The sequence below is a fragment of the Streptomyces sp. NPDC029122 genome, assembly GCF_055569445.1.
On sequence record NZ_JBVHWK010000019.1, the window covers coordinates 25,603 to 49,871 of the forward strand.

Genomic DNA, 24,269 nt, shown 5'->3' on the forward strand with positions numbered 1-24,269 from the left:
CCGACCCTCCTTCCCCCACACGACCCTCTTCCGCCCTCGCCCGGGAGCCGCACTGATGCGTCGGCGGGGGCGCGTCCGTGGCGCCCCCCCTCGGCCCCCCCCCGGCCCGCCCCCGAGCGGGTGTCACTCCGCCTTCGCGGCCTCCGGCTGCCAGGGCGGGGTCTGGCCCCAGGACCAGACGGGGACCTTCGCCGCGTCCACCGGCGGCGGGTTCGGGCCCGAGTAGATCAGGGCCATCCGGGTGCCCCACTCGATGTAGTAGACGAACACCGCCCGGAACTCCGGGTCCGCCGGCAGGCCGACCTCGTCGGCCGTGTCCAGCAGCAGGTCCACCCAGCGGCGGCGCTGCCGCTCGGTGATGCCGCGCCCCAGGTGCTTGGTGGCCATGTGCTGGTGGCCGCCGTGGTGCGCCGAGTACGCGGCGGGGCCGCCGAAGACCTCCCCCAGCCAGGCCGCGACGTGCTGGGGGTGTTCCGAGTCCATGCCCGCGAAGACCGGGGCGAGGACCTCGTCGCGCAGCGCGTGGGCGTAGAAGACGCCGGTGAGCCTGCGCAGGGCCTCCGCCCCGCCCATCCACTCGTAGATCGTGGGAGTCGTGCTCATGACTGTCCGGCGGCCTTCCCCGGACCCGCCACGCCGGTCACGAGGTAGTGCTGCATCTCCTCGATGGCCGTCACGTACGGGCGGATCGCGCTGAAGAACGCCGGGAAGTGCTCACCCTTGCGGAAGCCGTTCAGGTGGGCCTCGATCGAGGTCCAGCGGATGCGGAGGATGTAGCGCTCCTTCTCCTCCTCGCAGCGGGCCAGCTCGTAGTCGACGCACTCGGGCGACGCGGCCAGGGCCTCGGAGGCCCTGGCGTACGCGTCCTCGAACGCCTGCTGGTCCTGCGAGGCGATCCGGTAGCGGATGTACTCGACGGTGGTGGTCATGGATTGCGTGCCTCTCCCTGGGATCAGGTCGTCCCGGCTACCTTTCCGCGATCATGCGCACCCGGACAGGTTTTCCGTCACTCGGACCGCGACTTCTGGATGTCCGGGCCCTGGGCGCGGACCTGCCACACCTTGTCGAGGGAGTCCCGCAGCTCGCCGAGCCAGGCGTCGGCGTTCTCCCCGACGAGGCGTACGCACCAGGCCAGGGCGTCGGCCCGGCTGCGCGCCACGCCGCCGGCGACCAGGGTGTCCAGCACCTGGCGCTCGGACTGGCGCAGCCGGGTCATGACGGGGACGGCGAGGTGGGTGAAGAGGACCGTCTCCCCGCCCGACGTCACGCCCCAGGCGACCTTGCGGCGGTAGAGCTCCTCCGCCTCGCGGGCCACCTCCATCCGCCGTTCGCGGGTGCGCTCTCGGAACTCCTTGACCGACTCGGACGCCGGGACGCTGCCGACGACCGTGATCTCCTCCCGGTCGACCGTGACCGAGACGAGTGACTCGTAGACGTCCGCCGGCAGGCGCTCGGCGAACCACGCACGGAGCTGCTCGCTCTGTTCGGCTGTAATCATGTAATCAACGTTGCATCGGTTCTCCGCGTGATCGCAAGGCTCCGGCCGTTCGCCCTCGGCGTCAAAGGACCGCCGCGGCGCGCTCAGCCCATCGAGCGGTAGCGGTGGATCAGGGAGACGGCCATCGCGCCCTCTCCGACGCCCGAGGCGACCCGCTTGACCGAGTGGGCGCGCACGTCCCCCGCCGCGAAGACCCCGGGGACGCTGGTCTCCAGCGGATACGGGGCGCGTTCCAGGCTCCACTCCGCCGGGAGTTCGCCGCCGTTGGCGATCAGGTCGGAGCCCGTGAGGACGAAGCCGTGCTCGTCGCGCTCCACGACCCCGGCCAGCCAGTCCGTGTGCGGGCGGGCGCCGATGAAGGTGAACATGAACCGCGCCGGCTCCTCCCGGTCCTCATCCGTGCCGGCGTCGTGCAGGGTGATCCGCTCCAGGTGCTCCCCGCCGTGCAGGGCGGTGACCGTGGTGCGGACCCTCACCTCTATGTTGGGGGTGCGGTCGATCTCGTCGATCAGGTAGCGGGACATGCTCGCGTCCAGGGAGGCCGCGCGCACCAGGATCGTCACCCGGGCGGCGTACTTGGCGAAGTGGACCGCCGCCTGGCCGGCCGAGTTGGCGCCGCCCACGATGAACACGTGCTGCGAGATGCAGGCCGAGCTCTCCGTGGTCGCCGCGCCGTAGTAGAGCCCGGCGCCCTCGAAGCGGTCCGCGCCGGGCGCTTGGAGCCGGTTGTACGAGACGCCGGTCGCCAGCAGCACCGTCTCCGCGCTGATCTCCGTGCCGTCCGCCAGGGTCAGGACCTTCGCCGGGTCGTCCCGGGTCAGGGAGACCACCTCCACCGGGTGCAGGATCTCGGCGCCGAAGCGGGACGCCTGGATGGTGGCCCGGCGGGTCAGGTCCCCGCCGGAGAGCCCCGAGGGGAAGCCCAGGTAGTTCTCGATCAGGCTGGAGGTGCCGGCCTGGCCGCCCGGGGCGCGGGAGTCCAGCATCAGCGTGGACAGGCCCTCCGAGGCCGAGTACACCCCGGCGGCGAGCCCCGCCGGGCCGGCGCCGACGATGACGCACTCGTAGTGCGGGCGCGAGGCGGTGGTGGCCAGGCCCAGGCGCCGGGCCAGCTCGGTGTCGGACGGGGCCGACAGCACCGACCCGTCAGGGAAGCGCACCAGCGGGAGCGCCGCGTCCGCCTGCGCGGCGGCGATCACCGTCAGCGCCTCGGGGTCCCGCTCGACGTTGAGGAAGCGGAACGGCTGCCCGTTGCGGGTGAAGAAGTCCCGGACGGCATGGGTGCCGGGGGAGACCAGGTGGCCCGCGACGATGATCCCGTCGTACGCCGGCCGGTAGGTGGCCAGCCAGTCGGAGAGCAGGTCGTCCAGCACCGGGAAGAGCCGCTCGTGCGGCGGGTCCCAGGGCTTGAGCAGGTAGTAGTCCAGCCGGACCCGGTTGATGGCGGTGATGGCCGCGTCCGTCTCCGCGTACGCCGTCAGCAGGACCCGGCGGGCGTCCGGGAAGCGGCTGACCGCCTCCAGCAGGAACTCCACCCCGGTGACGTCCGGCATCCGCTGGTCGACGAGGAACAGCGCGGGGTCGTGGCCGCGCTCGTCGAGGGAGTCCAGGATCTTCAGGGCGTCGGCGGCCGAGGAGGCGCCGAGCACCCGGTAGCGGTCGCCGTAGGCGCTGCGCAGGTCGCGGCGGACGGCGCGCAGCACCTGCGGGTCGTCGTCCACGGCCAGGATGACGGGCTTGCGGCTCTCCGCGCGCTCGGCGGCGCTCGTGACGCCCGCGGCGGCCGTCGTGGCGGGCGCGGCGCGCTCCGGTGCCGCGCTCACGCCGGGTCCAGCATCAGCTGGTCGGCGTAGCACCACGCCCACTCCTCGCCGGGCTCGTGCGAGGCCGCGATCGGGTGGGCGGTCGCCCGGTAGTGCCGGGTGGCGTGGCGGTTCTTCGACGAGTCGCAGCAGCCGACGTGCCCGCAGCTCAGGCACATCCGCAGGTGCACCCACCCGTCACCCAGCCGCAGGCACTCCTCGCAGCCCTCGGCGGAGGGCTCGACCGGACGTATCCGGTCGACGTGCGTGCACAACAACTCCATCGTCATCGTCCCCGTCCCTCTCCTCGGCACTTCCACGCCCCGTCGCGCCCGTCCATCACGGCGCGTCCAGACCATAGAGCGGGAATTCGGGGAACGGTTCACCGATCCGGCCGAGGTCAGGAAGTCCGGCGGGTACTTCGTGACCTCGGCGGCCGACTAGGTGAGGTGGTGCCGCCACCTTGCCCGCTACCTCACGAAGTCACCTTCGTGCGCTTTGACGAGGGCACCCGGTGCACGCAGTGTGGGGAACGCAAACGACAACAGGCGGCGCCTGGAGGAATCTGTGAGCAGAAAGATTCTGGTCATTGTCTCCGAACACGGCTACTGGTCCGAGGAATTGATCGGACCCGTTTCCACGTTCGACGAGCGGGGCTACGAGACCGTGTTCGCCACGCCGACCGGAAAGCGCGCACACGCACTTCCGCCGAGCCTCGACGCGCACTACGTCGACCCTCCGCTGGGCCGCTCGGTGACCACCGAGGAGAACGCCCGGCTGGGCCGCGAGTTCGAGCAGTCGAGCCGGCTCGACTCGCCCCTCGACATCGAGGCGTGGGTGCCCGAGCGCCCGTACACGAGCGACGAGGGATACCTGCGGAAGCTGGAGCAGTACCACCGGGACCTGGACCGGCTCGACGCCGACATCGCGGAGTACGACGCGGTCCTCATCGTCGGCGGCAGCGGTCCCATCGCCGACCTCGCCAACAACGAGCGGGTGCACGCCCTCATCCTGGCCTTCAAGAAGGCCGGCAAGGTCGTGGCCGCCGAGTGCTACGGCGTCGCCTGCCTCGCGTTCGCCCGGGACTGGGACGACCGCAGGAGCATCATCTGGGGCAAGCACGTGACCGGCCACTGCAAGGAGTACGACTACAAGGACGGCACCGGATTCCTGGGCACCGATTTCAACATGGGCCCGCCCCCGTATCCGCTCGAGTACATCCTGCGCGATGCGACCGGACCGCGCGGCGCCTATCACGGGAATTTCGGAAAGCCGCTCTCGGTGGTCGTCGACTATCCCTTCGTGACCGGCCGCTCGACCCCCGACTCTTACCTCACGGGGCAGAAGATCGTGGAAGTCCTGGAGGACGGTCTCACCCGCTACGGGTGGTAGGGGAAAAGGGGGGAATCCGATGAACGCCGAAGCCACTCCCGGACGGGAAAGGCTGATCGAACAGTTCAGGGCCGACGGTCTGAACGTCATGTTCGGAAATCCGGGGACGGTGGAACAGGGATTCCTCGACGCGGTGGACGCGGCGGCGGACTTCCAGTACGTGCTCGCCCTCCAGGAGACCGTGGCCGCGGGCATCGCCGACGGCTATGCCCGCGCCACCGGCGGTGCGGCGCTGCTCCAGCTGCACTCCGGCGTGGGACTGGGCAACGGCATCGGCATGCTCTACCAGTCGCTGCGCGGCCACACCCCGCTCGTGGTCGTCGCCGGCGACGCCGGGGTCCGCTACGACGCCATGGACGCGCAGATGGCCTGCGACCTGGTGGCCATGGCCAGGCCCGTCACCAAGTACGCGACCCGCGTCACCGACCCCCGGTCCGTGCTCCGCACCGTCCGGCGGGCCGTCAAAATCGCCCTGACCCCGCCGCGCGGCCCCGTGTTCGTGGCCCTGCCCATGGACGTGCTCGACGAGCTCAACTCCGAGCCGGTGCTGCCCGCCACGGTGCCGCTCACCGACGTGGCGCCCTCGGCGGCCTCGGTCGGCCGGGCGGCCGAGCTGCTCGCCGGAGCCGAGCGTCCGGTGGTCCTCGTCGGGGACGGGGTCGCGCTCTCCGGAGCACAGGCCGAACTCGCCGCCGTCGCCGAGCTGCTGGGCGCCGACGTGTACGAGGTCGACTCGTCCGAGGTGAACATCGCCGCCTCGCACCCGCTGCGCCGGGGCCAGACCGGCCACATGTTCGGCCCGCACAGCAGGGAACTGGTCGCGGGGGCGGACGGGGTGCTGATCGTGGGCACCTACGTCTTCCCGGAGGTGTTCCCCGAGTTGGAGAACCCCTTCCGGCCCGGCGCCAAGGTCGTCCACATCGACCTCAACGCCTACGAGATCGCCAAGAACCACCCCGTCGACCTGGGACTGGCCGCCGACCCGCGGCACGCGCTGCGCGCGCTGGCCGGCGTACTGGAACAGCGGCTGACCCCGGCCCGGCGGGCGGCGGCGGCCGCACGGCTGGACGTACGGATCCGCGAGCGGGCCCGGACGGAGCCGCGGCGGCCGGACGACGGCACGCCGATGGCCGTCTTCCTGCGGACGCTCGCCGAGCGCACCGGCGGGGACCTGATCGTCTTCGACGAGGCGCTCACCACCTCCCCGCTGGTCACCCGCCACCTGCCGCCCGAGCGGCCGGGCGACTACCACCTCACCCGGGGCGGCTCGCTGGGCGTCGGCTTCCCGGGGGCGGTCGGCGCCAAGCTCGCCCGCCCGGACCGGCTCGTCGTCGGCTTCGCGGGCGACGGCGGGTCCATGTACACCTACCAGGCGCTGTGGACGGCGGTCCGGCACGGCATAGCCGCCAAGTTCGTGGTCTGCAACAACCGCAAGTACCGGCTGCTCGACGACAACATCGCCCAGTACTGGCGGGAACGGGACATCGCCGAGCACCCCTTCCCGGGCTCCTTCGACCTCTCCCGTCCCGAGATCGACTTCGCCGGGCTGGCCCGGGCGCTGGGCGCCGACGGCACACGGGTGGAGAAGCCCGACGAGGCCGCGGCCGCCGTCGACCGGATGCTGGCCCACCCCGGGCCGTACCTGGTCGACGTCCAGGTCTGAGCACGGCCCGCGCCCCCGCACCGCCGGGGAACACCACGCGACACACCCACGGACAGGAGGAGACCGCATGCCCGCCGAGCGGCTGACCGAGGACGCGATCCGCGCCTTCGCCGAGAACTGGTACGTGGCCCTGGACCGGCACCTCCCGCTGGAGCAGGTCCTCGCACTCATCACCGAGGACCTGGAGTTCAAGGTCCCCGAGGACACCTTCCTCGGGCACGAGGGCTTCGGCCGCTGGTACCACGCCGTCACCCACCGGTTCTTCGACGAGGTGCACACGGTCACCAAGGTGGAGCCGGTCATCGAGGGCGGCCGGGCCATCGTCCGGGTCCTCGTCAACTGGCAGGCCAAGATCTGGGACCCGCCGGCCGCCCGCAGCCAGTGGCTGGGCTTCGACGCCGACCAGACCTGGACGCTCGTGGCGGGCGGCGACGGACCGCTGATCAAGCAGTACACCGTCAACGAGCTCGCGCCGATGCCCGGTTCGGGCTCGCTCTGAGGAGGCGGCGGCGATGACCGAAGTGACGCGCGAACGCGTCGAGGCCGCCTACCGGGCCCTGGGCTCCGGCGACCGCGCGCGGATCCTCGAGTACTACGCGGAGGACCTGCGCTGGCTCGTGCCGGGCAACCACCCGCTCGCCGGCCGGTACGAGGGCCTCGACGCCTTCCTGGAGCTGATGGGCCGGACCCACAAGCTCACCGGAGGCACCTTCCGGATGGACCTGGAGGCGGTCCTCGTCGGGGAGGACTGCAGCGCCGACGTGTGCCGCAACTTCGCGGTCCGCGACGGCGCGGACCCGGCGAGCACCTCCCCGTACGAGCGGATGGACTATCCGGTCTTCCACTTCATGCGGTGGCACGACGGCCGGATCACCGAGGGCCGCGACGGGCTCTTCGGGGACACGGCGGCCGCCTTCAGCCAGTTCTGGGCACCGTTCGCGCCGGACGGGACCCGCAGGGACCGATAGGGGGATGAGAGACGCGATGGACGCCCGAGAGATCCTGACCAAGTACTACCAGTACGCCAACGCCGGGGACTGGGACCGCTGGTGCGACCTGTTCGCCGACGACCAGGTCATGGACGAGCAGCTCGCCGGACACATCGAGGGCCTGGAGACCCTGCGCTCGATGATGAAGGGCATGGGGACCATGTACCGGGTCTTCCGCAACGAGCCCGTGCACTTCCTGGTCGACGGGACCAAGGCCGCGGCCGTCTCCCGCCTCAGCGCCGTCAGCGCCTCCGGCGAGGCCGTCGAGGCCGACGTGATGAACTTCTTCGAGATCGTGGACGGACGGATCGCCTACATGGCGAACTACCACGACACCGCCCCCTTCCAGGTCCTGAACCAGGGCTGAGGGGACCGGACCCGTGGCCACAGAGCAGTACGACTACGTGATCGTCGGCTCCGGCACCGCCGGAAGCGTCCTCGCCCGCCGCCTCTCCGAGGACCCGGACGTCTCCGTCCTCGTCCTGGAGGCCGGCGGCCCCCGCATCCCGCCCGAGGTGGACGACCCGTCCTCCTGGTACAAGCTGCTCGGCGGGCCCGTCGACTGGGGCTACACCAGCGTCCCGCAGCCGGGCCTCGGCGGGCGCCGCACCTACGAACCGCGCGGCAAGGCCCCCGGCGGCAGCAGCAACCTCTACATCATGATGCACGTCCGCGGCCACGCCTCCGACTTCGACAACTGGGCCTACCAGGGCGCGGCCGGCTGGGCGTACGAGGACGTCCTGCCGTACTTCGCCCTGCTGGAGGACCAGGAGGACGTCACCGCCGCCACCACCGGCACGGCCGGACCGCAGCGGATCACCAACGCGGGCCTGCACGGCCCCAGCCCGGTCTCCCGCGCCTTCATCGACGCCGCCGTCGAGCTGGGCCACCAGGAGATCGCCGACTTCAACACCGACGGCCCCCGGCGCGGGCTCTTCGGCACCGGCTGGCACCACATCGACGTCGCCGACGGCCGCCGCCAGGGCGCCCTGGCCGCCTACCTGGAGCCGGCGCTCGTCCGCCCCAACCTGACCCTGCGCACGAGCGCCCAGTCCACCCGGCTGCTCTTCGAAGGGGACACCTGCACGGGCGTCGAGTACGTCCAGCTCCGGGCCCCCGCCACGCCTTCCGGCGGGGACGCCCCCGGCCGCACCGTCCGGGACCGCCACAGCACCACCGCGGCCACCGGCCCGCACACCGTACGGGCCCGGCGCGAGGTGATCGTGGCGGCCGGGGCCATCGAGTCCCCGAAACTGCTGCTGCTCTCCGGCATCGGCCACCCCGAGCAGCTGCGCGAGCACGGCATCGAGGTCACCGCGGCCCTGCCCGGGGTCGGCGAGAACTTCCACAACCACGTCCTGACCGGGCTGATGGCCGAGGTCACCCAGGAACTCCCGCCGCCCGCGCAGAACCTGTCGGAGAGCGCCCTGTTCCTGTCCTCCCGGCCCGGACTGCCCGCCCCGGACCTCCAGATCGCCTTCGTCCACGTCCCGTTCGACGTGATCGTCGGCAAGGACCACCCGAACACCGTCTCCATCCTGCCCGGTGTCGTACGCCCGGTCTCGCGCGGCTGGATCAGGCTCGCGAGCGCCGATCCGCTGGCCCACCCGCTGATCCACCCGAACTACCTGGGCGACCGCTGGGACCTGGAGCGGATGGTGCAGGGCGTCAGGCTCGCCCGGGAGCTCTTCGCGACCTCCGCCTTCTCGCCCTGGTACAAGCAGGAGCTCCAGCCCGGCCCGGGCACCGCGTCGGACCAGGAGCTGCGGACCTTCGTACGGCAGAAGTCGGAGAGCTACCACCACCAGGCCGGCTCCTGCCGCATGGGCATCGACGACCTCGCGGTCGTCGACCCCGAGCTGCGGGTGCACGGCGTACGGAACCTGCGCGTCGTCGACGCCAGCGTGATGCCCGCCGTCCCGTCGGGCAACTGCCACACCGCCATCGCGATGATCGCCGAGCGCGCGGCGGACTTCCTGAGGGGGATCTCCCGTGCCTGACGTGGTCCTGCGCGAGGGGGCGCTGACCGGGACCAGGATCGCCGTCCTGGTCGAGAGCGACTTCTACGAACCCGAGATCTTCTACTACCAGCGCCGCTTCGCCGAGGAGGGCGCCGAGGTCGACTTCCTGACCCGGCTGTGGGGCAACGACTCCCTCACCTTCACCGGACACGAGTACCGGGCGCCCTTCACCGCCGCGAAATCCGTGGAGGGCCTGGACGACGAGGAGCTGCGCCGCTACGCCGCCCTCGTCGTGCCCTCCGGCATGGTCGCCGACCGGCTGCGCTACACCGACGACGTGGACGTCCTCGCGCCGGCGACGGACCTGCTGCGCCGGGCCTTCGAGGAGCCGGCCGTGCTCAAGGGGATCATCTGCCACGGCATGTGGCTGGCCTCGTCGATCCCGGACAAGGTCCGCGGCCGCAAGGTGGTCTGCCACAACAACCTCGTCGGGGACGTCCGCAACATGGGTGCCCAGTACGTGGACGAGGACGTGGTGGTCGACGGGGACCTGGTCACCGGCCGCACCGGCGCCCACCACCACCTCTTCGCCCGGCGGATCATCGAACTGCTCGCTGCCGGGCGGGGCCGGGGGGCCGGCTGATGCCGGGCGGCGGGGACCGCCCCGTGGTCTGGTCGCACGTGGGCCTCAACTGCGCCGACCAGAAGAGCACCGAGGAGTTCTACACCCGGTACTTCGGCTTCACCCGGGCCCGGGTCGTCGACCTCGGGGAGTCGCGGATCGTGTTCCTGCGCAAGGGGGACGCGTACCTGGAGCTGTTCGCGGCGACCGCCGGCCCGGCCCGGCCCGCACACGAAGACGGTCCGCCGGCCCCCGGCCGCGTACGGCACCTGGCCTTCCGGACCGACAGCGTCGACGGGTTCCTCGCGGACCTCGGCGACGCGGCCGACGTGACCCTGGGGCCGCTGGACTTCGACGACTTCATCTGCGGCTGGCGGACCGTCTGGCTGCGCGACCCCGACGGCGTGATCGTCGAGGTCAGCCAGGGATACGAGGACGACCGCTCACACGACAAGGACGGTGCATGACATGGCGGGCTCACTGGGCTTCTCCTTCTCCGACACGATCGCGGGCCACGTCGTCCGCTTCGACTCCTCGTCCCGGCTGCTGCGGCTGAAGACCCTGGACGAGCGGGAGTTCGAGCTCTCGCTCGCCTCCGGCCCCAGCGCCGAGCTGGTGCGCAACCTGGACGAGCCCTACGTCGACGCCTCCGGCCACATCGACGAGATGCTCTCCCCGGGCCGGTTCCTCTTCGCCTACGGGGTCCACTACCCCGAGGGGGGCGGGCGCTTCGACGCCAAGCGGCTGGTGTTCCTGGGCCGCGGCGCCGACGACTTCCGCTTCGAGGAGGCCGGCTGGTGGATCCGGCAGATCGAGTCGCTGGCCGACTTCTACAAGCGGGCCCAGTTCGGCGACGGGCCGGTGGACTTCACCGAGTACCGCACCGAGATCCGTCTCGGCGGCGACAAGACCGCCAGCCACGTCCAGGAGACCGACACCATCTCCCGGCTGGTCTACGGCATGGCCTCCGCCTACCTGCTCACCGGCAAGGACGAGTACCTGGAGATCGCCGAACGCGGCACCGAGTACCTGCGCAAGCACATGCGGGTCGTGGACGGCGAGGAGGACGTGGTCTTCTGGTACCACGGCATCAGCGTCGACGGCGACAGCGAGCGCAAGCTCTTCACCTCCGAGTTCTCCGACGACTACGACGCGATCCCGATGTACGAGCAGATCTACGCCCTGGCCGGCCCCGTCCAGACCTACCGCATCACCGGCGACGTCCGGATCCGCGACGACGCCGACGCCACCATCCGGCTGTTCGACAAGTTCTTCAAGGACCCGGAGCAGGGCGGCTACTTCTCGCACATCGACCCGATCCTGTTCAGCGCCGACCACGAGTCGCTGGGCGAGAACGCCGAGCGCAAGAACTGGAACTCGGTCGGCGACCACGCGCCCGCCTACCTCATCAACCTCTACCTGGCGACCGGCGAGCAGAAGTACGCCGACTTCCTCGAGTACACCTTCGACACCATCGCGGACCGGTTCCCCGACTACAAGAACAGCCCGTTCGTCCAGGAGCGCTTCTTCCGGGACTGGTCGCACGACACCGCGCACAGCTGGCAGCAGAACCGCGCGGTCGTCGGGCACAACCTGAAGATCGCCTGGAACCTGATGCGGATGAACTCGCTGAAGCCCAAGCCCGCCTACCAGGAGCTGGCCCGGAAGATCGGCGAGATCATGCCGGCCGTCGGCAGCGACCGGCAGCGCGGCGGCTGGTACGACGTCGTGGAGCGGGTGAAGGAGGGGGACCAGGAGGCGTACCGGTTCGCCTGGCACGACCGCAAGGCCTGGTGGCAGCAGGAACAGGCGATCCTCGCCTACCTCATCCTGAACGGCACGGTCGGCGGGGAGGCGAACCTGCGCGAGGCGCGGTGGGCCCAGGCCTTCTACAACACCTTCTTCCTCGACCACGACGAGGGAGCGGTCTACTTCAACGTGCTCGCCGGCGGTATGCCGTACCTGCTCGGCACGGAGCGGCTCAAGGGCAGCCACTCGATGTCCATGTACCACTCGGCGGAGCTCTGCTACCTGGCCGCCGTCTACAACAACCTTCTCGTCAACGGCCGGGAGATGGACTTCCACTTCCAGCCCGACCCGGCCGACCTGCCCGACCGGATCCTGCGCGTCTCGCCCGACCTGCTGCCCGCGGGTTCGGTGCGGATCGCGTCCGTGGAGATCGACGAGAAGCCGTACGAGGAGTTCGACGCCGGCGCGCTGACCGTCCACCTCCCCGACGTCCAGGGGCGGGTGAAGGTCAAGGTCCGGCTCCGGCCGGTGACCAAGCAGTAGTGCCCAACGGGGGGCGCCCCAACAAGAGGGGGAAAGCAGGCCATGAGTCTGACCGTGAAGGAACGCCGGAACAAGACGGCCACCGTGCTCGTCGCCACCGGCGAGATCAACAGCGAGACCTCCGGCACCCTGCTGGAGTCCCTGCTGCCGCTGGTCCGCGAGGGCCGGCCGCTGCGCATCGACCTGACCGCCGTCACCTACGTCTCCAGCGCCGGACTGCGCACGCTGCTCGTCGTCTACCGCGAGGCGCAGCACGCCGGGGTCGCCGTCACCCTGTACGGGGTCAGCGAGGAAGTCCGGTTCGTCATGTCGGCCACCGGCTTCCTCGACTTCTTCGAGACCGGCGAGGCCGCCGCCACCAGGGCCAGGGCCGCGCGATGAACGAGTCCCGCTCCGAGCAGGTGCTGCGCGTGGACGCGTACCCGACCCACGAGGTGGGCGGGTACCGCGTCCGCGCGGGCAAGCCGTTCCCCTTCGGGGCCAACGTGGTCCCCGGCGGGGTCAGTTTCTCCGTCTTCTCCGACCGGGCGACCTCCATGTCGCTGGTCATCTACAAGCGCGGAGAGCCCGAGCCGATGGCCGAGCTGGAATTCCCCGAGGAGTTCCGCACCGGCAGCGTCTTCGCCATGACGGTCTTCGGCCTCGACCACGAGAACATCGAGTACGGCTACCGGGCCGACGGCCCCTACGACCCGGCCGTCGGCCACCGCTTCGACGCCCGGCAGGTCCTCTCCGACCCGTACGCCCGGCTGATCGCCGGCCGCGACGTGTGGGGCGTGGAGCCGGACCGCAGCCGCGGCTACCAGTACCGCTCACGGGTCTGCCTCCAGGACTTCGACTGGGGCGACGACAGCCCGCTGCGGATCCCCGCCGAGGACCTCGTCGTGTACGAGGCCCACGTGCGCGGCTTCACCCGGCACCCCTCCTCGCAGGTCACCGCCCCCGGCACCTTCGCGGGGCTGCGGGAGAAGATCCCGTACCTGAAGGAGCTCGGGATCAACTGCATCGAGCTGCTGCCCGTCTTCGAGTTCGACGAGAGCGACAACCCGCGCAGCAACCCCGAGACCGGCGAGAAGCTCTACGACTACTGGGGCTACAACACGGTCTCCTTCTTCGCGCCGAAGGCCGGCTACGCGGCCACCGGCCGCTACGGGATGCAGGGCGACGAGTTCCGCACCCTGATCAAGGACCTGCACGCCGCCGGCATCGAGGTCATCCTCGACGTCGTCTTCAACCACACCGCCGAGGGGAACGAGCAGGGCCCGACCATCTCCTTCAAGGGCCTCGACAACGCCACGTACTACATGCTCACGCCCGAGGGGTACTACTTCAACTTCAGCGGCACCGGCAACACGGTCAACTGCAACCACCCCGTGGTCCGCAACTACGTCCTGGACTGCCTGCGCCACTGGGTCGCCGACTACCACATCGACGGCTTCCGCTTCGACCTCGCGGCCATCCTCGGCCGGGACCTGGACGGCACCCCGCTGCCCAACCCGCCGCTGCTGGAGATGCTCGCCTTCGACCCGGTCCTGCGGCACACCAAGCTCATCGCCGAGGCGTGGGACGCGGGCGGCCTCTACGAGGTCGGCAACTTCCCGGCCTACGGGCGCTGGGCCGAGTGGAACGGGAAGTACCGCGACACCGTCCGCCGCTTCCTCAAGGGCGACCCCGGGGTCACGGGGGAGCTGGCGACCCGGGTCGCCGGCTCGCCCGACCTCTACTCCGGCCGGGGGACCGCGGCCTCCGTCAACTTCCTGACCGCGCACGACGGTTTCACCCTCGCCGACCTGGTCTCTTACAACGACAAGCACAACGACGCCAACGGCGAGGGCAACAACGACGGCGCCAACGACAACAACAGCTGGAACTGCGGGGCCGAGGGACCCACCGACGACCCCGACGTCAACGCGCTGCGGCTGCGCCAGATGAAGAACGCCCTCGCGATCCTCCTCACCAGCCAGGGCATCCCGATGCTGCTGTCCGGGGACGAGGTCGCACGGACCCAGCAGGGCAACAACAACACGTACTGCCAGGACAACGAGCTGTCCTGGTTCGACTGGGACCAGGTCGACGAGAACGCCGAACTGCTCCGGTTCACCCGCGAGCTGATCGCCTTCCGGGGGCACCACCGCGAACTGCGGTCCACCGCCCATCCCACCGGACGGCTCCGGGAGGGCCTCGGCCTTCCCGACATCAGCTGGCACGGGGAGCGGGCCTGGCAGCCCGACTGGTCGGCGGAGAGCCGGCTGCTGGCGGTGGCCCGCTGCGGCGCCGGTGACGAGGACGTGGTCTACGTGGCCATGAACTCCCACTGGGAGGCGCACGACCTGGAACTGCCCGCGCTGCCCGGCGGCCGCAGCTGGCACCTGTTCGCCGACACCGGCGCCGAGGCACCGTACGACATCCGCACCCCGGGAGCGGAGCAGGCGCTCGACAACGCCGGCAAGTACCTGATCGGCCCGCGCTCGGTCGTGATCCTGGTCGGCCGCGCCGACTCACCCGAGCCCGAGACGACCGACACGCCCTGACCGAAGGAGACCCTGACATGCCGCTTTCCGTGTCCCTGAGCATCGAGGGCGACACCACCGTGATCGAACTGACGGGCGAGCTGGACGCGAAGACCGCGCCGGAGTTCCACCAGACGATCGAGAAGGCCGCCGGGCACGGCACCGGCACCGTCGAGATCCGGATGGCCGGAGTCGCCTACATGGCCAGCGCCGGTCTGCGCTCCCTGGTCTTCGCCCAGCAGAAGGTGGGGGGCGCGGTCACCATCAAGGTGACCGGCGCCATCGAGCCCGTCGCCCGGACCATCCGCACGGCCGGCCTCGACCGCAGCATCGTCCTCTCCGATGACTGAGCACCACGCCCGGAACGGTGACTGAGATGGTGGAACTGGCGAGGAAGCCCGCCGTACTGGAGGTGCCCGCGACGGTGGGGGCACTGGGCGAGATCGCCGCCTTCGTCCTGCGGCTGGCCGGCCGGGCGGGCCTCGGCCAAGGGGCCACGTACCGGATCCGGCTCGCCGTGGACGAGCTGGCCACCAACATCGTGATGCACGGGTACCGGGGCGGCGACGGACGGATCACCGTCCGCGGCCGCTCCGGTCCCGACGGGGTGCGGATCGCCATCGAGGACACCGCCCCCGCGTTCGATCCCGTCGCGGGCCGCCTGCCCCCCGCCCCCGGGGTCCCCCCGGAACGGCGCCGGGTCGGCGGCCTCGGCATCCACCTGGCCCTGACCAGCGTGGACTCGTACGCCTACGCCCGCAGGGACGGCCGGAACATCAGCACGCTGACCGTGAAGGCCGATGAGGGGACGGACGCATGCCCTCCACGACCGTGATCATCCTGGACGTGTACCCGCCGCCGCCCGCCGAACTGCTGGACGCGCTGCGGCGGATGGACGCCGAACTCGTCACCCGCACCCTGGGGGAACTGCTGCGCGGCCGTCTCGAGCTGCTGCCCGTCGCGGACGTGCTGCTCGCCCCCGCCGAAGCCGACGGGGAGACCGTACGCAGCGCCGTGCGCCGGCTGCGGCGCTGGGCCGGCGCCCCCATCGTGGTCGTCTGGACCGCCCGGGAGTTCGCCGCCCTGGAAGGGCACGTCCGCCTCGGCCACGACTACCTCGTCCCGCCCTTCCTGCCCGCCCTGGTCGGTGCCCGGCTGCACAGCTGCGCCGAACGCGCCGGCCTCGGCCGCACCCTGCGCGAGGCGGACGCCCGCGCCGAACTCATGGGGTACGAGAAGGAACTGGAGATCGGCCGCGAGATCCAGGCCGGTTTCCTGCCGGAGGCGCTGCCCGTCCCCGAGGGCTGGGAGATCGACGTGCGCTTCCGTCCCGCCCGGCAGGTCGCCGGGGACTTCTACGACGTCTTCGAGATCTCCCGGGGCCGGCGCCTCGCGGTGGTCGTCGCCGACGTCTGCGACAAGGGGGTCGGCGCGGCCCTGTTCATGGCCCTCATCCGCTCCCTGCTCCGCCACACCGCCGAGAACAGCGGCCTCCAGCACCTGATGGCCGCGGGCCGCACCGGCGGCAGCCGGCGCACCCCGGTCGTCGGCGCCACTCCGCTGCTCAACGCGGTCACCGCCACCAACGGCTACCTCACCCGCAACCACCTCAGGCAGGGCTACTTCGCCACCCTGTTCTTCGGCGTCCTGGACCCCCTGACCGGCAGCCTCGTCTACATCAACGGCGGCCACAACCCGCCCCTGCTGCTCCCCGGCGACGGCTCCGCGCCCCGGGCCCTGGAGGTCACGGGACCGGCGGTCGGGGTACTGCCCGACTGCGTCTACACCCTCGGCTACGCCCAGCTGAACCCGGGCGACACCCTTTTCGTGTTCACCGACGGAGTGCCCGAGGCCCGCTGCCCCGACGGCAGCTTCCTCGGTGACGCGAGGATGCTGGAGCTGCTCGCCGGCCCCCCGGCGAGCGGCAGGGACGCGGTCGACCTGATGGACCGGGCGGTGCGCGAGCACACCGGCGCCGCCGAACAGCACGACGACGTCACCATGCTGGCCGTGCACCGGCCGCGTGCGGCGCGGGGGCCGCACGCGGACGATCCCGGCTACCGGGTGGTGGCGTGATGACCCGGACCATCGTGGTGCACTCGCACCGCGGCGGCACCGGGAAGACCTCGGTGCTGGCGAACCTCGCGCTGCTGCTGGCGGCCGCGGGGCGCCGGGTCGGGGTGGTCGACACCGACCTCCAGTCGCCCGCCGTGGACCTGCTGTTCGGACTCGGGCCGGGCACCGGCTCGCTGGCCGACTACCTGCTCGGCCGCTGCGAGATCGAGGCCGCGGCCCGCGGCACCGCCGTGCCCGGGCTGTACGTCGTACCCGCCCGGAACGGCACGGCGGCCCTGCGGGAGCTGATGACCACCGGGTACGACGTGGGACTGCTCCCGGAGGGCTTCGACCGGCTGGCGCGCAGCCACGCCCTCGACGTCCTGCTGCTCGACACGCACGCCGGGCTCAACAACGAGTCCGTGACCGCCATGGGCAGTGCCGACGCCGTACTGATCATGGCGCGGGCCGACCGGGTCGACCTGTCCGGGGCGGAGGAGACCGTCGCCCTGGCCGGGCGGCTGGCCTGCCGGCGGGCCCTGGTGCTGAGCATGGCGCCCGAGGGCGTGGACCGGGAGGCGGTGGCCCGCAGGGCCGAAGAGGTCTACGGCACACCCCTGGCCGGAATCCTCCCGTACGTTCCGGAAATGGCGGCCCTCTACGGAGAACGCATATTTGCGGAAGCCCTTCCCGACCACCCCCTGGTCGGTGAATTCCGCGCGATCCTCTCGGCGCTGGGCGCACGTGACGAAGTATCACGGGCCTGACGCCGCCCCCTTACGCCCCTCGCGAGCGGCCGTGTTGAATCGGCAGCGATCCAGAACAAGGAGAGAATCATGAGGATTCTCGTCGTCTTGACGGCGAAAGCCACCCTCCATCTGCTGGACGGGGAACAACACCCTTCGGGATTCTGGGCCGAGGAATTCGTCGTTCCCTTCACCCTCTTCAAGGCAGCGGGCCACACCGTCGACGTGGCGACGATCGGGGGCGAGGTCCCCACGGTCGACCGGACCAGCATCGACCCCGGCTTCCTGCGGTGGGTCCGCCCCGAGGGCTCCCCGGACCAGGACGCGGCCAACGCCGCCGAGTACGTCCGCGTCATCGAGCGGACCCCCCAGCTCAAGCAGCCCCTCGCCGTGGAATCCCTCGACGAGAAGGACGTCGCCGCGTACGACGGCATCTACATCAGCGGCGGCCACGGAGCCATCGGCGACCTGCCCAAGTCCGACGAGCTGGCGCAGCTGCTGCGCTGGGCCATCGGCCAGGACAAGCCGCTCGCCACCGTCTGCCACGGCCACACCGCACTCCTGGCCCTGCGGGACGGCGAGGGCCGCTGGCCCTTCGAGGGCTACCGGATGACCGCGTTCTCGCACAGCGAGGAACTCGTCACCAACATGGCAGGCCGGCTCCCGCTGATCCTGGAGGCCGAGCTGACCCGGCTCGGCGCCCGCTACGAGAAGGCCGACGCGATCTGGGACTCGCACGTCGTCGTGGACCGCAGGCTCACCACGGGCCAGAACCCCTACTCCTCCAAGGCCCTCGCCGAGACCTTCCTGCGGCAGCTCGGCGAAGGCTAGCCCCGCGACACCGGAAGGTGCAGCCATGACCAAGCGCGTGCTCAGCGACCACCCCCTGGCCAACCCCGGGAAGCTCTTCATCGGCGGCCAATGGGTCCCCGCCCGGGACGGCCGTACCGAACCGGACATCAGCCCGATCGACGGCCAGGAGATCGTGCCCGTGGCCCAGGCCGCCGCGACCGACGCGGACGCCGCCGTCGCGGCCGCCCGCGCGGCGTACGAGGAAGGTCCGTGGAGCCGGCTGTCCGCCCAGGAACGAGCGCTGCGGCTGAACCGCGTCGGCGAACTCATCGAACGGGACCTGGAGGAGATCGCCCTGCTGGAAACGGTGGACATGGGCAAGCCGTTCGCCTTCTCCAGCACCGTCGACGCCCCCATGGCCGCCCAGCTGATGCACTACTACGCGGGCGCGGTCACCCGGGTCGACGGCTCCTCCCGGGCCCCGGCCGGCGGACAGCTCGCCTACACCCTGCGCGAACCCCTGGGCGTCGTCTGCGCCATCACCCCCTTCAACTTCCCGCTCCTGCTCTCGATGACCAAGATCGCCCCGGCCCTCGCGGCCGGGAACACGGTCGTCCACAAACCCTCCCCGGCCACCCCGCTCACCGCCCTCAAGATCGCCGAGCTCTTCCAGGAGGCGGAGATCCCGGACGGGGTGCTCAACGTCGTCACCGGCCCCGGCGTGGAACTGGGGGAGACCCTCACCGGTCACCCCGACATCGACAAGATCGCCTTCACCGGCTCCACCGCCGTCGGCCAGTCGATCATCCGCAAGTCCGCCGGCACCCTGAAGAAGGTGACGATGGAACTCGGCGGGAAGTCCGCCAACATCGTCTTCGCCGACGCCGACCTCGACGCCGCCGAGGAGCTCGCCTTCTTCGGCATCTACTACAACAAGGGCGAGATCTGCACCGCGGGCTCCCGGCTGCTGCTGCACCGCCCCGTCCACGACGAGATGGTCGAACGCCTGGTCCGCCGGGCCGCCGCCCTCAAGCCCGGAGACCCCCGCGACCCCGCCACCCTCTTCGGCCCCCTCGCCCACCGCGCCCAGTTCGACAAGGTCAGCTCCTACATCGAGGTCGGCGAGAAGGAAGGCGCCCTGCTGCGCACCGGAGGCACCGGCTGGACCCCCGAAGGAGCCTCCAGCCAGGGCCTGTACTTCCTGCCCACCGTCTTCACCGGCGTCGACAACGGCATGCGCATCGCCCAGGAGGAGATCTTCGGCCCCGTCCTGTCGATCATCCCCTTCGACACCGAGGAGGACGCCGTACGCATCGCGAACGACAGCGCGTACGGCCTCGCCGCCGGGGTCCACACCAAGGACCTGCGGCGGGCCCACCGCGTCGCCTCCCAGATCAAGGCCGGGACGGTCTGGGTCAATTGCTACAACCAGTACGACCCCTCCGTGCCCTACGGCGGCTACAAGGCCTCCGGCTACGGGCGCGAGTGCGGACCGGAATCCCTCGAGAGCTACACCCAGACCAAGTCGGTCTGGATCGGCATGGACTGACCCCACCACCATCGAGGAGCCCTTCATGCGGACAGGCATCATCGGCACCGGGCGGATCGGCTCGGCCCTCGCGAGGATCCTGGTGGCGGCGGGCCATCCGGTCGTCCTCGCCAACGCCACCGGGCCCCGCTCGCTCGCCCCGCTCCTGGCCGAACTCGGACCCGACGCGGCGGCGGCGCACCCCGTCGAGGCGGCGGCCGCGGCCGACCTGCTGGTGCTGATGGTGCCCTTCGCCGGCGTGCGCGGGCTGCTGCCCCCGCACGTGGTGCAGGACAAGGTGCTGGTGGACGCCACCAACGCGTTCAACGGCCCCGGCACCCCCGCCGATCCGGGCGGTCGCGGCTCCAGCGAGCTCGTCGCCGAGTGGTATCCCGGCGCCCGGATCGTGAAATCCCTCAACACCATGCACTTCGAAACCCTCGCCGTCGCCGGTACCGCCTCCGGCCGGACGGCATCCGAGCGCCTCGCCCATTACACGGCGGGCGACGACACGAAAGCGAAGGAGATCGTCGCCGGAATCATCACCGACCTCGGATTCGCCCCCGTCGACACCGGCCCGCTGCACTCCGGAGGAATTCTCCAGCAGCCCGGCGGTCCCCTCTTCAACCGGTCGCTCACGGAAGCGCAGGCGCTCGCATGGATCTGACGCGCATCGAACTGACCCTGCACGTGAACGGAAGACCCGAGGAGTTCTCGGCACCGCCCGCCGAACTCCTGGTGGAACGGCTCCGCGACGGACTCGGACTCACCGGCACCAAGGTGGGCTGCGACACCGGCCAGTGCGGGACCTGCGTGGTCCGCCTGGACGGCAGGTCCGTCAAGAGCTGCCTGATCCTCACCGCCTCCGCCGCGGGCTCCGAGGTCACCACCATCGAGGGCGTCACCGCCCCCGGCGGGGAACTGACCCCCCTCCAGGAGGCGCTGCGCCGGGAACACGGCACCCAGTGCGGCTTCTGCACGCCCGGCATGGTGATGGCCCTCGGCGAGCTCGTCGAGACGGCGGCCGACGGGAACAGCGCCGGCGGCGGGGCCCCCACCGAAGCCGAGATCCGGGAATGGCTCGCCGGCAACCTGTGCCGCTGCACCGGCTACCACAGCGTGGTCCGGGGCGTCCAGCGCGCCTGCGCGCCCGCCGAACCCGAGGGGCGGTGACCGGGATGACCACCGCACCGCGGGAGCCGGGCACCGCCGGCGGGGGCGGCGTCCTCGGCCGGCCGCTGGACAGCCGCGAGGACCCGGCGCTGCTGCGCGGCGAGGCCGTCTACGTCGCGGACATCGACCTGCCGGGCACCGCCCACATGGCCATCCTGGGCAGCCCGGTGGCCCACGCCAGGATCCTGTCCCTCACGACCAAGGCCGCCGAGCAGCTGCCGGGCGTACTGAAGGTGGCCACGGCCGCCGACTTCCCCGACGTGATGCCGCTGCCCTGCATCTGGATACCCGGCGGGGTCGAGAGCCACTTCCCGCCCCACCCCTACGGACTCCCCGGCGCCCGCCCGGTGCTCACCGGCGACACCGTCCGCCACGTCGGCGACCCGATCGCCGTCGTCGTCGCCGAGACCCCGCGCCAGGCCGCCGCCGCGCTCGCCGCGATCTCCGTCGAGTACGAGCCGCTGCCCGTGGTCACCCGCGCCGACCTGGCCCTCGCCGAGGGCGCACCCCAGCTGCACGAAGCCGTCCCCGGCAACCTGAACGCGTACTGGACCTGCGGCGACGAGCAGCGCACCGACGCGGCCATCGCCGCGGCGGAGGTCACCGTCGAGCTCGACCTGGTGAACCAGCGCACCGTCAACAGCCCCATCGAACCGCGCGGGGCCGTCGGCGTGTACGACCCGGCGACCGGCGACTACACCCTCCACGCCTCCACCCAGGGCCCGCACAACCACCGCTTCCTGCTCTCCGCGCTGGTCCTCGGCATCCCCTTCAACAAGCTCCGGGTGATCGCCCCGACCGTCGGCGGCAGCTTCGGCACCAAGGGCTACCTCTACCCCGACATGGCGCTGGTCCTGCTGCTGGCCAAAGAGCTCGGCCGCCCCGTGAAGTGGGTCGACACCCGGACCGGCCTGATGAACTCCACCGTCCAGGGCCGCGACCACCGCCAGCACGTCACCCTCGCCGGCACCCGCGACGGCCGCATCACCGCCGTGCGCTGCACCAGCTACGCCAACCTCGGCGCCTACCCCTCCACCATCGGCCCCGGAGTCGCCACCGCCCTGATGGGACGCTCCATCACCGGCATGTACGAGATCCCCGCCGCGTTCTGCGAGGTGTACGCCGCCTTCACCAACACCGTCCCGCTCGGCGCCCAGCGCGGCAGCGGCCGCGCCGAGGCCGCCTTCCTGATGGAACGGCTCGTCGACCGCTACGCCGCGGAGATCGGCATGGATCCGGCGGAGGTCCGGCGCCGGAACCTGGTGCCCAAGGAGAAGTTCCCGTACGACAACGGCCTCGGCTGGACCTACGACTCCGGCGACTACCGGCTGAACTTCGACCGGGCGGTCGAACTGTCCGGCTACGACGACATGCCGGCCCGCAAGGCCGCGGCCCGCGCCCGGGGAAAGCGCCTCGGCGTCGGCATCGCCGCCTACGTGGCCGTCTGCGGCGTCGGGCCCTCCACGCGGATGTCCCAGGAGGGCATGCTCGGCGGCACCTGGGAGAGCGCCAACATCCGCGTCCACCCCACCGGCGAGGTCACCGTCACCGTCGGCTCCGCCTCCACCGGCCAGAGCCACGGCACCGTCTTCGCGCAGGTCGCCGCCGACGAGCTGGGCATCGACCCCGGCCAGGTCCAGGTGTACGAGGGCGACACCCTCAAGGCGCCCTACGGGCAGGGCACCTACGGTTCCCGCTCGTACAGCATGGCCGCCCCCGCCATCGCGCTGACCGCCCGCAAGATCAAGGCCAAACTGGTCCGGGCCGGCGCCGTCTTCCTGGGCGTCCCCGAGGACAGGGTCGTCTACGAGAACGGCGGGGTGCACGAGGAGGGCAACCCGCGGAACGCCAAGACCTTCGCCGAGCTGGCCATGGCCCTGTGGTACGGCTGGGGCCTGCCCCCGGAGATCGAGCCGGCCCTGGACGAGACCACCCACTTCGACCCGCCGGACTTCAACTACCCCTTCGGCACGCACATCGCCGTCGTCGAGGTCGACGAACTCACCGGCGAGACCGAGGTGGTGGACTACACCGCGGTCGACGACGCGGGGCACATCGGCAACCCGAAGGTGGTCCTCGGCCAGATCGAGGGCAGCATCGTGCACGGCCTCGGGCAGGCCCTGATGGAGGCCGCCGAGTACGACGAGAACGGCATCCTCCTCAGTTCCGACCTGGAGCACTACGCCCTGCCCCGCGCCGCCGACGCGCCCTTCTTCACCCTCGGCAGAACCGTCACGCCCTCCCCGCACAACCCGCTCGGCGCCAAGGGCGCCGGGGAGATCGCCACCGTGCCGCCCGCCGCCGCCGTCGTCAACGCCGTCGTGGACGCCCTGTCCGACCTGGGCGTACGGCACATCGACATGCCGCTCACCCCCGAGAAGGTCTGGCGCCGCCTGAGAGGGGAAGCCCCGTGATCCTCACCGAGTTCGACTACGCCCGCCCCGCCGCCCTGGACGAGGCCCTCGCCCTGCTCGCCGAGCCCGGCGCCCGGGTGCTCGCGGGCGGGCAGAGCCTGCTGCCCGGCCTGCGCACCGGCGCGGAACGGGCCCGCCTGCTGGTCGACGTACGGCACCTGGAGGAGCTGCGCGGCGTCGGCCGCAGCGGCGGCGCCGTGCGCGTCGGGGCCCTGACCACCCTCGCCGAACTCGCCGCGCACCCCCTCGTGCTCGCCGAGGCACCGGAGCTGGCCGCCGCGGCCCGCGCCAACGGCGACCCCCAGGTCCGCAACCTCGGCACGGCCGCCGGGAACCTGGCCGCCGCCGGCCGGGCCACCGACCTGCCCGTGGCGGCACTGGCCGCCGACGCCGTGGTGGAGCTCGCCGGACCCGGCGGGCGCTCCACGGTGGGCGCCGAGCGGTTCGCCGCCACGGGGGTGCCCGCCGGATCGGTGGTCACCGCCCTGCTGGTGCCCGCGGCCGGCCCGGCCGCCGCCTTCGAGAAGGCCGCCGACCGGGCCACCCGCTACCCGCTGTGCGCCGCCGCCGTACGGATCACCCCCGACGGGCCGCGCATCGCGGTCACCGGAGCCACCCCCGGCCCCCTGCGCCTGCGCGGGGTCGAGGACCGGCTGCGCGGCGGCCCGTACGGGACGGAGGCGGTGCTCGCGGCCTTCCGAGCCGAGCCCCGCGAACTGTTCGTCCCCGGGCGCGGCACCTCGGCCGAATACCTGGGCCACCTCGCGGGCGTGCTCACCGCCCGCGCGCTGGCCCGGGCGGCCCTGATCACCGCCTGATCGCCCGCAAGGGA

General features: G+C 71.6%; 26 protein-coding genes. 21 read left to right on the top strand and 5 right to left on the bottom strand.

Translation table 11 applies throughout. The features are described from left to right. Window positions 1–123: 123 nt before the first annotated feature. The 5 genes from ACZ4WZ_RS21825 to ACZ4WZ_RS21845 form a co-directional block, all read right to left on the bottom strand. Window positions 124–603: a group II truncated hemoglobin gene (locus ACZ4WZ_RS21825; protein ID WP_467892662.1), complete on the bottom strand. Its 480-nt coding sequence runs from the start codon at window positions 601–603 to the stop codon at window positions 124–126. Continuing rightward, entirely contained in the window at window positions 600–929 is a 330-nt protein-coding gene (locus ACZ4WZ_RS21830) for a putative quinol monooxygenase (RefSeq protein WP_467892663.1), read from the bottom strand. Before ACZ4WZ_RS21830 ends, ACZ4WZ_RS21825 begins: the two co-directional genes overlap by 4 nt. A gap of 77 nt (window positions 930–1,006) precedes the next feature. Continuing rightward, the gene (locus tag ACZ4WZ_RS21835) at window positions 1,007–1,498 is read right to left on the bottom strand and encodes a hypothetical protein (protein ID WP_467892665.1); all 492 of its coding nucleotides are present in this window, start codon (window positions 1,496–1,498) and stop codon (window positions 1,007–1,009) included. An 83-nt stretch (window positions 1,499–1,581) separates the two neighbouring features. Beyond that, a complete protein-coding gene (locus ACZ4WZ_RS21840; protein ID WP_467892801.1) occupies window positions 1,582–3,225 on the bottom strand; it encodes an FAD-dependent oxidoreductase in 1,644 nt (547 codons plus the stop codon). Window positions 3,226–3,317: 92 nt separating this feature from the next. Beyond that, window positions 3,318–3,590 (bottom strand): UBP-type zinc finger domain-containing protein, encoded by a 273-nt coding sequence (locus ACZ4WZ_RS21845; protein WP_467892666.1) that lies wholly within the window; start codon window positions 3,588–3,590, stop codon window positions 3,318–3,320. A gap of 277 nt (window positions 3,591–3,867) precedes the next feature. On the opposite strand from ACZ4WZ_RS21845, the gene ACZ4WZ_RS21850 reads away from it, so the two are divergent. From ACZ4WZ_RS21850 to ACZ4WZ_RS21950, 21 genes are all read left to right on the top strand, one after another. Beyond that, window positions 3,868–4,692 (top strand): type 1 glutamine amidotransferase domain-containing protein, encoded by an 825-nt coding sequence (locus ACZ4WZ_RS21850; protein WP_467892668.1) that lies wholly within the window; start codon window positions 3,868–3,870, stop codon window positions 4,690–4,692. Between the two features lie 19 nt (window positions 4,693–4,711). Beyond that, on the top strand, window positions 4,712–6,355 hold the full coding sequence (locus tag ACZ4WZ_RS21855) for a thiamine pyrophosphate-binding protein (protein WP_467892671.1): 1,644 nt from the start codon (window positions 4,712–4,714) through the stop codon (window positions 6,353–6,355). Between the two features lie 67 nt (window positions 6,356–6,422). After that, a complete protein-coding gene (locus tag ACZ4WZ_RS21860) occupies window positions 6,423–6,854 on the top strand; it encodes a nuclear transport factor 2 family protein (protein ID WP_467892672.1) in 432 nt (143 codons plus the stop codon). Between the two features lie 13 nt (window positions 6,855–6,867). Next, entirely contained in the window at window positions 6,868–7,323 is a 456-nt protein-coding gene (locus ACZ4WZ_RS21865) for a nuclear transport factor 2 family protein (protein ID WP_467892674.1), read from the top strand. 16 nt (window positions 7,324–7,339) lie between these two features. Then, a complete protein-coding gene (locus tag ACZ4WZ_RS21870) occupies window positions 7,340–7,711 on the top strand; it encodes a nuclear transport factor 2 family protein (RefSeq protein ID WP_467892676.1) in 372 nt (123 codons plus the stop codon). Between the two features lie 13 nt (window positions 7,712–7,724). Then, entirely contained in the window at window positions 7,725–9,344 is a 1,620-nt protein-coding gene (locus ACZ4WZ_RS21875; RefSeq protein WP_467892678.1) for a GMC family oxidoreductase, read from the top strand. After that, entirely contained in the window at window positions 9,337–9,948 is a 612-nt protein-coding gene (locus tag ACZ4WZ_RS21880; RefSeq protein ID WP_467892679.1) for a DJ-1/PfpI family protein, read from the top strand. Before ACZ4WZ_RS21875 ends, ACZ4WZ_RS21880 begins: the two co-directional genes overlap by 8 nt. A gap of 23 nt (window positions 9,949–9,971) precedes the next feature. Continuing rightward, window positions 9,972–10,394, top strand: a complete 423-nt coding sequence (locus ACZ4WZ_RS21885; protein ID WP_467892681.1) for a VOC family protein — start codon at window positions 9,972–9,974, stop codon at window positions 10,392–10,394. Between the two features lies 1 nt (window position 10,395). After that, window positions 10,396–12,219 carry an AGE family epimerase/isomerase gene (locus ACZ4WZ_RS21890; protein ID WP_467892682.1) on the top strand — a complete coding sequence of 608 codons (1,824 nt, stop codon included), beginning with the start codon at window positions 10,396–10,398 and terminating at the stop codon, window positions 12,217–12,219. 42 nt (window positions 12,220–12,261) lie between these two features. Next, on the top strand, window positions 12,262–12,600 hold the full coding sequence (locus ACZ4WZ_RS21895; RefSeq protein WP_467892684.1) for an STAS domain-containing protein: 339 nt from the start codon (window positions 12,262–12,264) through the stop codon (window positions 12,598–12,600). Further along, window positions 12,597–14,750: a glycogen debranching protein GlgX gene (gene glgX / locus ACZ4WZ_RS21900; RefSeq protein ID WP_467892686.1), complete on the top strand. Its 2,154-nt coding sequence runs from the start codon at window positions 12,597–12,599 to the stop codon at window positions 14,748–14,750. The genes ACZ4WZ_RS21895 and glgX overlap by 4 nt, the downstream gene beginning before the upstream one ends. 17 nt (window positions 14,751–14,767) lie before the next feature. Next, the gene (locus ACZ4WZ_RS21905; protein WP_467892687.1) at window positions 14,768–15,079 is read left to right on the top strand and encodes an STAS domain-containing protein; all 312 of its coding nucleotides are present in this window, start codon (window positions 14,768–14,770) and stop codon (window positions 15,077–15,079) included. 26 nt (window positions 15,080–15,105) lie between these two features. Then, complete coding sequence (locus ACZ4WZ_RS21910; protein ID WP_467892802.1) at window positions 15,106–15,564, top strand: ATP-binding protein; 459 nt, start codon at window positions 15,106–15,108, stop codon at window positions 15,562–15,564. Further along, window positions 15,546–16,805 carry a PP2C family protein-serine/threonine phosphatase gene (locus ACZ4WZ_RS21915; protein WP_467892689.1) on the top strand — a complete coding sequence of 420 codons (1,260 nt, stop codon included), beginning with the start codon at window positions 15,546–15,548 and terminating at the stop codon, window positions 16,803–16,805. Before ACZ4WZ_RS21910 ends, ACZ4WZ_RS21915 begins: the two co-directional genes overlap by 19 nt. Then, a complete protein-coding gene (locus tag ACZ4WZ_RS21920) occupies window positions 16,805–17,551 on the top strand; it encodes a MinD/ParA family ATP-binding protein (RefSeq protein ID WP_467892691.1) in 747 nt (248 codons plus the stop codon). The genes ACZ4WZ_RS21915 and ACZ4WZ_RS21920 overlap by 1 nt, the downstream gene beginning before the upstream one ends. A 69-nt stretch (window positions 17,552–17,620) precedes the next feature. Continuing rightward, the gene (locus tag ACZ4WZ_RS21925; protein WP_467892693.1) at window positions 17,621–18,361 is read left to right on the top strand and encodes a type 1 glutamine amidotransferase domain-containing protein; all 741 of its coding nucleotides are present in this window, start codon (window positions 17,621–17,623) and stop codon (window positions 18,359–18,361) included. Window positions 18,362–18,386: 25 nt separating this feature from the next. Continuing rightward, a complete protein-coding gene (locus ACZ4WZ_RS21930; protein ID WP_467892694.1) occupies window positions 18,387–19,871 on the top strand; it encodes an aldehyde dehydrogenase family protein in 1,485 nt (494 codons plus the stop codon). Between the two features lie 25 nt (window positions 19,872–19,896). Beyond that, window positions 19,897–20,517 carry an NADPH-dependent F420 reductase gene (locus tag ACZ4WZ_RS21935; RefSeq protein WP_467892695.1) on the top strand — a complete coding sequence of 207 codons (621 nt, stop codon included), beginning with the start codon at window positions 19,897–19,899 and terminating at the stop codon, window positions 20,515–20,517. Next, a complete protein-coding gene (locus tag ACZ4WZ_RS21940) occupies window positions 20,508–21,023 on the top strand; it encodes a (2Fe-2S)-binding protein (RefSeq protein WP_467892697.1) in 516 nt (171 codons plus the stop codon). Before ACZ4WZ_RS21935 ends, ACZ4WZ_RS21940 begins: the two co-directional genes overlap by 10 nt. Window positions 21,024–21,028: 5 nt before the next feature. Continuing rightward, a complete protein-coding gene (locus ACZ4WZ_RS21945; RefSeq protein WP_467892698.1) occupies window positions 21,029–23,437 on the top strand; it encodes a xanthine dehydrogenase family protein molybdopterin-binding subunit in 2,409 nt (802 codons plus the stop codon). Next, window positions 23,434–24,255, top strand: coding sequence for an FAD binding domain-containing protein (locus ACZ4WZ_RS21950; protein WP_467892699.1), 822 nt, complete (start codon window positions 23,434–23,436; stop codon window positions 24,253–24,255). The genes ACZ4WZ_RS21945 and ACZ4WZ_RS21950 overlap by 4 nt, the downstream gene beginning before the upstream one ends. The last annotated feature ends 14 nt before the right edge of the window (window positions 24,256–24,269 follow it).